Consider the following 8380-nt stretch of genomic DNA (forward strand, 5'->3'; position numbering starts at 1 on the left):
CTCCTGGGGGGCCGGTGTCCCGTCGGTGTCCGGAGCGTCCGGGCCCTGGTTCTGGGGCGGCAGCTCGGGGGAGTCGGGGCCGTCGGCCGGGGGCTGCCCGCCGCCGGGGCCGCCGTCCGGACCGCCGCCGTCGGGGTCGTCGTCCCCTTCCGGGGGCTCGGGCTCCTCGTCCTCGCGCGCGTCCTCCAGCGCCTCGTCCAGCTTGTCCTCGTCGAGGCCGGGCGCGTCGAACGGGTTGCGGCGCCTGCGGTGCGGCAGCGCGAGCAGCGCGGCCTGCCGCACGTCCTCGCTCTGCACGTCGGTGCGGCCAGCCCAGGCGGCGAGCGCGGTCGCCGTGCGGGCCATCACGATGTCCGCGCGCATCCCGTCGACCTCGAACGCCGCGCAGGTCGCCGCGATCTGCCGCAGCGCCCCGTCGCCGAGGACGACCTGGGGAAGCAGCGCGCGGGCCGCCACGACCCGTGCGCGCAGCGCCGACTCGTCCTCGTCCCAGCGCCCCGCGAAGCCCTCGGGGTCGTCGTCGTACGCGAGCCGTCGCCGGACGACCTCGACGCGCTGGTCGGTCTCCCGGGACGCGGCCACCTCGACGGTGAGACCGAACCGGTCGAGCAACTGCGGCCGCAGCTCGCCCTCTTCGGGGTTCATGGTGCCGACGAGCAGGAAGCGGGCGGCATGCCGGACGGAGACGCCTTCGCGCTCCACGTACGAGGCGCCCATCGCGGCCGCGTCCAGCAAGAGGTCGACCAGGTGGTCGTGGAGGAGATTGACCTCGTCCACGTACAGGATGCCGCGGTGCGCGTCGGCGAGCAGGCCGGGCTCGAAGGCCTTCACGCCCTCGGCGAGGGCCCGCTCGATGTCGAGGGCGCCGACGAGCCGGTCCTCGGAGGCGCCGACCGGCAGCTCGACCATGCGCGCGGGGCGTGCGGTGTCGCCGCCCGTCTCGTGCGGGCCGTCGGGGCAGTTCGGGTCGGCGGCCGCCGGGTCGCACGAGAAGCGGCACCCGGCGACGACCGGCACCTCGGGGAGCAGCGCGGAGAGCGCGCGCACGGCGGTGGACTTGGCGGTGCCCTTCTCTCCCCGTACGAGCACGCCGCCCACGGCGGGCGATACGGCGTTCAGCAAGAGCGCGAGCCGCAGGTCGTCCTGCCCGACGAGGGCGGTGAACGGATACGGGGTACTCACAGAGCCTCCTTGGTGCGGTGGTGCGTGGCGGCGCTCACGAGGGCGCTCCGGGGGCGATGAACGGCAGGCCGGCCGGTGGGCCCTTCTCGATCAGGCCCAGCAGCGCGTCCGTGTCCGCGTGTTCTTCGATCAGGTCACCGAGCAGGTCGAGCTGCTCCTCGCGCAGCGCGCCGAAGCTGGTGTCGGGGGCGGGCACGAAGCGGCGTCCGGCCGCGCGGGCGACCTCGGTGAGGAACCGGCGCCGGAACGCGTCGCTCTCCAGCGACCCGTGCCAGTGCGTGCCCCACACCTCGCCGACCCGGCAGCCGTCCAGGAAGGGCTCGCCGCCCGTCACTTCGGCCACGCCGTGGTGGATCTCGTACCCCTCGACGGGCTCGCCGAGGGCCTCGCCCACCGGCCGGGCGAGGGTCTTCTCGCGGGCGAACCGCACCCGCACCGGCAGCAGCCCGAGCCCGTCGACGGACCCGGCACGCGACTCGACCTCGTCCTCGATGTGCTCGCCGAGGACCTGGAAGCCGCCGCAGATGCCGAGCACCGGCCGCCCCTCGGCGGCGCGGCGCGCGAGGGCGTCCGCGAGGCCGCGCTCGCGCAGCCACCGCAGGGCGCGCACGGTGCCGCGGGTGCCCGGCACCACGACCAGGTCGGCGTCGACGAGCTCCTCGGCGCGGTCCACGAACCGCACGACGACGCCCGGTTCGGCGGCCAGCGCGTCCACGTCCGTGAAGTTGGACATCAGCGGCACGGCGCACACGGCGACCCGCAGTACGTCCTCGCCGACCGGCGGGGCCACCACGGACTCCCGGACGGCGCCCCGCAGGGACACCCGCAGGCCGTCCTCCTCGTCGATGCCGAGCCCGTGCTGGAACGGCAGCACGCCGAACGTGCGCCGCCCGGTGAGGTCGAGCAGCATGTCGAGGCCGGGTTCGAGGAGGGAGACGTCCCCGCGGAACTTGTTCACGAGGTAGCCGGCGACGAGCTCCTGGTCGGCCGCGCTCAGCAGCGCCGTCGTCCCGAAGAACGACGCGAACACCCCGCCCCTGTCGATGTCCCCGACCACCAGGACGGGGAATCGGGCGGCGCGCGCTATGCCCATGTTCACGATGTCGGTGCGCCGCAGGTTGATCTCGGCGGGGCTGCCCGCGCCCTCGCAGATCACGGCGTCGTAGCTGCTCCGCAGCTCTTCGAGGCAGCCCACGACGGTGTCGAGCAGCGCCGCCTGGCGCCCCCCGTGGTAGCCGCGCGCGCTCATCTCGCCGACCGGCTTGCCCATCAGGACGACCTGGCTGGAGCGGTCGCCGCCCGGCTTGAGCAGCACGGGGTTCATCAGCGCGCTCGGCTCGACGCGGGCGGCCTGCGCCTGCATGGCCTGCGCCCGCCCGATCTCGGCGCCTTCGCGGGTGACGAAGGAGTTGAGGGACATGTTCTGCGCCTTGAACGGCGCGACGGACACGCCCTTGCGGGTCAGCCACCGGCAGATGCCCGCGGTGACGACGCTCTTCCCGGCGTCGGAGGTGGTTCCGGCGACGAGCAGTCCACCGCTCACGAGGCTCTCCCTGGCTTCCTGGATCTGCTGGGCCGGTCGGACCGGCCGGACCTGCCGGACTTCAAGCGGGCGGCGGCCGCGACGCCGAGGGCCAGCAGGCCCACGCGCCGAGAGAGCCGCACCGCCCGCTCGATGTCCGCCACGCTCACGTCACGCCCGTCCGCGTTGAGCACGGGCCGGTGCTCGACCCGTCCCGCGTACGAGAGGGTCCCCCCGAGACGTACGCCCAAAGCCCCCGCGAAGGCGGCCTCGACGGGCCCGGCGTTGGGGCTCGGGTGTTTCGCGGCATCGGAGCGCCACGCGCGCACCGCCCCCGAGGGCGAGTCCCCCGCGAGCACGGCCAGCGCCGCGGTGAGCCGCGCCCCCGGCCAGCCGAAGACGTCGTCGAGCCGCGCCGAGGCCCATCCGTAGCGCCGGTACCGCGCGGACTTGTGCCCGACCATCGCGTCGAGGGTGTTCACGGCACGGAACGCGACGAGTCCCGGCACCCCGCCGACGGCGCCCCACACGAGCGCTCCCACCACGGCGTCGGAGGTGTTCTCGGCGACGGACTCCACGACGGCCCGCGCGATGCCGTCGGCGTCCAGCGCCTGCGGGTCCCGCCCGCACAGATGGGGCAGCCGCTCGCGCGCGACCTCGATGTCACCGGCCTCCAGCGCCCCGCCGACGGCCCGTGCCTCGCGCCCGAGGGAGGTCCCGCCGAGCACGGCCCAGGTCGCGGCGGCGGTCAGCGCGACGGATGCGGCGGGGGAGCGGCGTACGAGAGAAGCGGCGAGGGCGGCGGCACCCGCCGCGCCCCCGGCGCAGGCCAGGGTGTGCAGCGCGCCCCATCCGCGGTGGTCCCGCCACAGCACGCGCTCGACGGCACCCGCCGCCCGCCCGAACGCGGCGACCGGGTGGCCCCGGCGGGGATCGCCGAGCAGCAGGTCACCGAGGAATCCGGCGGCGGCGCCGTACGCGAAGTCGCGATCGGCACTCATGGGCTCAGCCCGCCGTCGCGCTGAGGAGGGGGCTCGTACTCAGGGAGGGAACCGGCACCGGGCGGCCGCGCATGGCGATATGTCCTCACTCAGGGTGTCCGCGCCCTGGTTCGACGTGATCGGCGGCGAGAGTTCCTGGCTCGCGGGGAGGGGTTCTCCCCGGTGACAGTGGCGGGACCGCGCCGGATTCGCACCGGCTTCCTCTTCTGCCGCCGTAGTTGGCCCCGGCAGTCCACCACGCCCCCCGAACGCCCGTCAACTCGCCGTTGACCTGCGACGGGAGAGTGTGTTGGGGCCCACACGGGGGTCCCGAGCCGGGGTCCCGATCAGAGGTCCCGACACACGGGTGGGGCGCGGAGCGTCTCGTACGCTCCGCGCCCCACCCGGGAACGCCGTTGTCGGCCGACGACCGGCTGCCGTCAGGCGACGATCAGATAGATCCCGTACGCCACGGCCGCCGCGCACAGCGCGAAGCAGGCGTACGCGCCGGTGCGCGCCATCGTCGCCTGGCCACCCGTGGAGGCGGCCGCCTTGTCCTGCTGGGAGAGGCCGACGATGCCGAGCGTGAACAGGCCCACCAGGGCCACCGTCACCGCGAGGCTGACTCCGAAGACGGAGCCGAGAGCTGCCCAGTCGATGCTCATGCTGATCTGTCCTTACACCGTCGCGGGCCGGGCGGGGTCCGCCATGGCGCCGGTCGTGGTCGTGGTCGGGGCCGTGACGCCGGCCTTGACGGACTCGTCCGTGACCGTCGAGGCGGCCAGGGCGCCCGTGGGGGGCGGCGTGACGGCGGCGATCGCGGTGGTCACGACGCCCGCGGGCTCGGCGACCGTGGTGTCCTCGGCCGGGCGGATCTCGTCGTCGGTGACGTTGGTGTGGTCGATGGCGTTGCGCCGCGAGAGCACCCAGATCACGGCCGAGCCGCCGACGAGCAGCGCGGCGGTGGCCGTGACGCCCCAGGGGCCCTGCTTGGTGAGGAACTCGGCGCCCGCGCCGACCAGACCGGCGGCGGGCAGGGTCAGGCCCCAGGCGACGAACATCCGGGTCGCGGTCGACCAGCGGACGACGCCGCCCTTGCGGCCGAGGCCCGCGCCCATCACGGCGCCGGAGCAGACCTGGGTGGTGGAGAGCGAGAAGCCGATGTGCGAGGAGGCGAGGATCGCCGTCGCGGCGCTGGTCTGGGCGGCGAAGCCCTGCTGCGGCGCGAGGTCGGTCAGGCCCTTGCCCATGGTGCGGATGATGCGCCAGCCGCCGAGGTAGGTGCCGAGCGCGATGGCGATACCGGCCGAGACGATGACCCACATCGGGGGGTTGGCACCGGGGTTCAGGACGCCGCCCGTGATGAGGGCGAGCGTGATGATGCCCATGGTCTTCTGCGCGTCGTTCGTGCCGTGGGCCAGCGAGACGAGACCGGCGGAGGCGATCTGACCCGCGCGGTAGCCCTTGGCGGTGGACTTCTGGTCCGTGTTGCGGCCGATGCGGTACGTCAGGCGCGTGGCCAGCGTCGCGGCGATGCCCGCCACCAGCGGGGCCGCGACGGCCGGGATCAGGATCTTGGTGACGACGGTGCCGCCGTTGATCGACGACCAGCCCATCGACATGACCGCGGCGCCGATGAGGCCGCCGAAGAGCGCGTGGGAGGAGCTGGAGGGCAGGCCCACCAGCCAGGTCAGGAGATTCCAGAGAATCGCGCCGACGAGCGCGGCGAAGATGACCTCTGTTTTGAGGCCGTCCTCATTGACGATGCCGCCGGAGATCGTTTTGGCGACTTCCACCGAGAGGAAGGCGCCGACGAGGTTGAGCACGGCGGACATGGCCACCGCCGTCTTGGGCTTCAGAGCGCCGGTCGAGATGGTCGTCGCCATCGCGTTGGCAGTGTCGTGGAAACCGTTCGTGAAATCGAACACGAGAGCGGTGACGATCACGATCCCGAGGAGAAGCGTGATGTGTTCCATTTACCCAGGCTTCTGTTGGACGTCAGTGGCACGTTGAACGTAGGCAATCCGGGTGAACGGAAAGTGAACTTGGCCGGGCGGTGCGGTGACCCGAAGCGGAGGGCCGTCACCTCGTATGTTCCGGGTGCCCGACATCGATCGTACGGAGCTGCGGCGGGGGGCCCGCAAACTGGGCGGAGTGTCGGGCTCCGCCATCCGGCGGCCACCCCGCGCCCGCACCGTTTCGAACGGCCCGCCGACCCGTCGAAGAGATACTGATCACGCCGCGTCCGCACCCCCCTCCGCCGTCCGGCACCCGGCTGGCAGGATCACCGCATGACTGAGCAGCGGCAGCACGGGGAGCACGGGAACCACGGGAACCACGGGAACCACGGGAACCACGGGAACACGGACGCCATCGCGAAGGCCTGGGACGAGCTCGTCGGCGCGGCCCGCAGGACGGTCACCGACGGCCTGGTCGTCGGCACCTCGGGCAACGTCTCGGTGCGGGTCGGCGGCACCGTCCTGGTCACCCCGAGCGGAGTGCCGTACGACCGTCTGCGCCCCGCGGACGCGGTCGGCGTCGATCTCGAAGGACGGCAGCTCTTCGGCGACCTCTCGCCGACCAGCGAGCTGCCCATGCACCTGGCGATCTACCGCGACACGGACGCGGGAGCGGTGGTCCACACCCACGCGGTGCACGCCACGGCCGTCTCCATGCTGGTCTCCGAGCTTCCCGCGGTCCACTACATGGCCGGCATCCTCGGCGGTCCGCCCCGCGTCGCGCCCTACGCCCTCTACGGCACCGAGGAGCTGGCCGACCACATGCTCCACGCCCTGCGCGACCGCACGGGATGCCTCCTCCAGAACCACGGAACGGTCACCTACGGAGACACGCTCTCCCAGGCGTACGACCGCACGGCCCAACTGGAATGGATGTCCCGCCTCTGGCTCACGGCCGCCGCCGTCCCGGGCCACGCCCCGACGCTCCTGTCCCCGTCCCAGCTGCGCGAAGCGGAGGAGCGGCTGAAGGGGTACGGCCAGCCGGCCGGCTGACCCGGGGCGGTGGCGGCCCGGTCACCCCGGAGCCACCGCCCACTGGCCCCGGAGCCCTCCGCCCCGGACACTGGGACGGTGCGCCCAGCCAAAGCGACGGCAGCGGCCGTCACCGCAGTAACAGCCGCCCTGGGGACGGCCGCAGCCGCCATCGCTGCGGGCCGTTTCGCCAGCGACGCCGCCCTCAAGGCGCCCGCGGGCCGCCCCCTGCCGACCGAGCCCCGCCTCACCGTGCACGCCACGGCCGCGGGCCAGATCAGCCTCACCCGCGCCCTGGCCAGCCTGCGCCCCGGTACGTACGGCCTGAGCGGCAACGGCACCCACGCGATCGTCGGACCCGTCCTGGAGTCCGCCCCGCACGAGGCCGACACCGTCGTACGCCGCCTCGAAGCCGTCACCCACGGCACCCTGGAACCCGGCGCCCGCGTCTGGCTCACGCCCCAGGTCCACATCGGGGACCCGCACGCCGCGCTGGGTCTCGACCACGCCGACGTCGACATCCCCGGCGAACTCGGCGGGCTGCCCGCCTGGTTCGTGCCCGCCGCCCGGGACACCTGGGTCATCACGGTGCACGGCCTCGGCACCACCCGCGAGCACCCCATGGTCGTCATGGACTTCCTGCACCGCCTGCGGGTCCCCGTCCTCGACCTCGCCTACCGCGGCGACCTGGGCGCGCCCCGCTCCCCGGACGGCCTCGGCCACCTCGGCGAGACCGAGTGGCGCGACCTGGACGCCGCCATCCGCTACGCCGTGCGCAACGGCGCCGAGCGCGTCGTCCTGCACGGCTGGTCCACCGGCGCCGCCATGTGCCTGCACGCCGCGGCGCACTCGGCGCTCCGCGACCGCATCAGCGGCCTCGTCCTCGACTCCCCGGTGCTGAGCTGGGAGACCACCCTGCGGGCCCTCGCCGGGGCCCGCCGGACCCCGGGGCCACTCCTTCCGCTTGCGGTCCGTGCGGCACAGGGCCGCACCGGTCTGCGCGGCGACCGGATCCTCGCCTCCGCGGGCCCCGAGGCCCTCAAGGTGCCGACCCTCGTCGTGCACGGTCCCGACGACACCGTCGCGCCCTGGGCCCTCTCCCGCAGGATGGCCGAACGGCGGCCGGAACTGGTGACCTTGCACCCCGTTCCGAACGCCCCCCACGGTGCTATGTGGAATGCGGACCCGGCGGGCTACGAAGAGGTTCTGCGCCGCTTCCTCACCCCCCTGATCTGACGGTTCGAAACCTTCCCCGCACAGCCGCCGCACGGCGCCCCCGAAGGCCTGCCCCGTCATTCCGTTTGGGTTTTCCGACCGTCAACAGGAAGACTGCTCCTGTGACGTCCCGTACCCCGCGCGACTCCAGGCTCCGACTTGTCCGCGCGCCCTACCCGAGGGCCGAAGAGCGAGGAGAGGCCCGGCGCGACCCAGCACGACCCCTCTCCGCCGCGCCCGGCGCGATGGGCAACCGCCGCACGCGCCGTCCCGCGCCCCGTCCACCCGAGGGCACGCCCGCGCCCGCGGAGCTCGCCAGGGGCGCGCGAGCCGGCCTCGCCGACGCCGTACGAGTCGCCCGCTGGGCCGACGCGGCCCTCCGCCCGGGCCCCGGCGGCACCGGCGCGACGCCCGACGGCAAGGGCACGCTGTCCGACGCCACCGCCGAACGGGCCGCCGCCGAACTGGGACTGACCTCCGCTCAGGTCCGC

7 protein-coding genes, 1 pseudogene and 1 riboswitch are annotated in these 8380 nt (G+C 74.1%); of the genes and pseudogenes, 3 read left to right on the forward strand and 5 right to left on the reverse strand.

Annotated features, from left to right (window positions below; all coding sequences use genetic code 11):
• The 5 genes from AOK03_RS23560 to AOK03_RS23580 form a co-directional block, all read right to left on the reverse strand.
• A partial coding sequence (locus AOK03_RS23560; protein WP_244177715.1) for a magnesium chelatase ATPase subunit I occupies positions 1-1182 on the reverse strand: 1182 nt, incomplete at its 3' end.
• A gap of 34 nt (positions 1183-1216) precedes the next feature.
• Positions 1217-2725, reverse strand: a complete 1509-nt coding sequence (locus AOK03_RS23565; protein WP_055567332.1) for a cobyric acid synthase — start codon at positions 2723-2725, stop codon at positions 1217-1219.
• Positions 2722-3705 carry a cobalamin biosynthesis protein gene (locus tag AOK03_RS23570; RefSeq protein WP_055567333.1) on the reverse strand — a complete coding sequence of 328 codons (984 nt, stop codon included), beginning with the start codon at positions 3703-3705 and terminating at the stop codon, positions 2722-2724. Before AOK03_RS23570 ends, AOK03_RS23565 begins: the two co-directional genes overlap by 4 nt.
• A gap of 107 nt (positions 3706-3812) precedes the next feature.
• Positions 3813-3957: riboswitch (cobalamin riboswitch) on the reverse strand.
• A gap of 167 nt (positions 3958-4124) precedes the next feature.
• Positions 4125-4349, reverse strand: coding sequence for a hypothetical protein (locus tag AOK03_RS23575; RefSeq protein WP_055567334.1), 225 nt, complete (start codon positions 4347-4349; stop codon positions 4125-4127).
• A gap of 12 nt (positions 4350-4361) precedes the next feature.
• Positions 4362-5660 carry an inorganic phosphate transporter gene (locus tag AOK03_RS23580; protein ID WP_055567335.1) on the reverse strand — a complete coding sequence of 433 codons (1299 nt, stop codon included), beginning with the start codon at positions 5658-5660 and terminating at the stop codon, positions 4362-4364.
• A gap of 315 nt (positions 5661-5975) precedes the next feature.
• Here AOK03_RS23580 and AOK03_RS23585 point away from each other — a divergent pair, with 315 nt between their 5' ends.
• The 3 genes and pseudogenes from AOK03_RS23585 to AOK03_RS23595 all read left to right on the forward strand — a co-directional run.
• A complete protein-coding gene (locus tag AOK03_RS23585; protein ID WP_079074914.1) occupies positions 5976-6695 on the forward strand; it encodes a class II aldolase/adducin family protein in 720 nt (239 codons plus the stop codon).
• Between the two features lie 78 nt (positions 6696-6773).
• Positions 6774-7910, forward strand: a complete 1137-nt coding sequence (locus AOK03_RS23590; RefSeq protein WP_055567336.1) for an alpha/beta hydrolase family protein — start codon at positions 6774-6776, stop codon at positions 7908-7910.
• Positions 7911-8011: 101 nt separating this feature from the next.
• A pseudogene (locus tag AOK03_RS23595) lies at positions 8012-8380 on the forward strand (hypothetical protein); the annotation flags it as partial.

It is taken from the genome of Streptomyces atriruber, from assembly GCF_001418325.1.
GTDB classification, from domain to species: Bacteria; Actinomycetota; Actinomycetes; order Streptomycetales; family Streptomycetaceae; genus Streptomyces; species Streptomyces atriruber.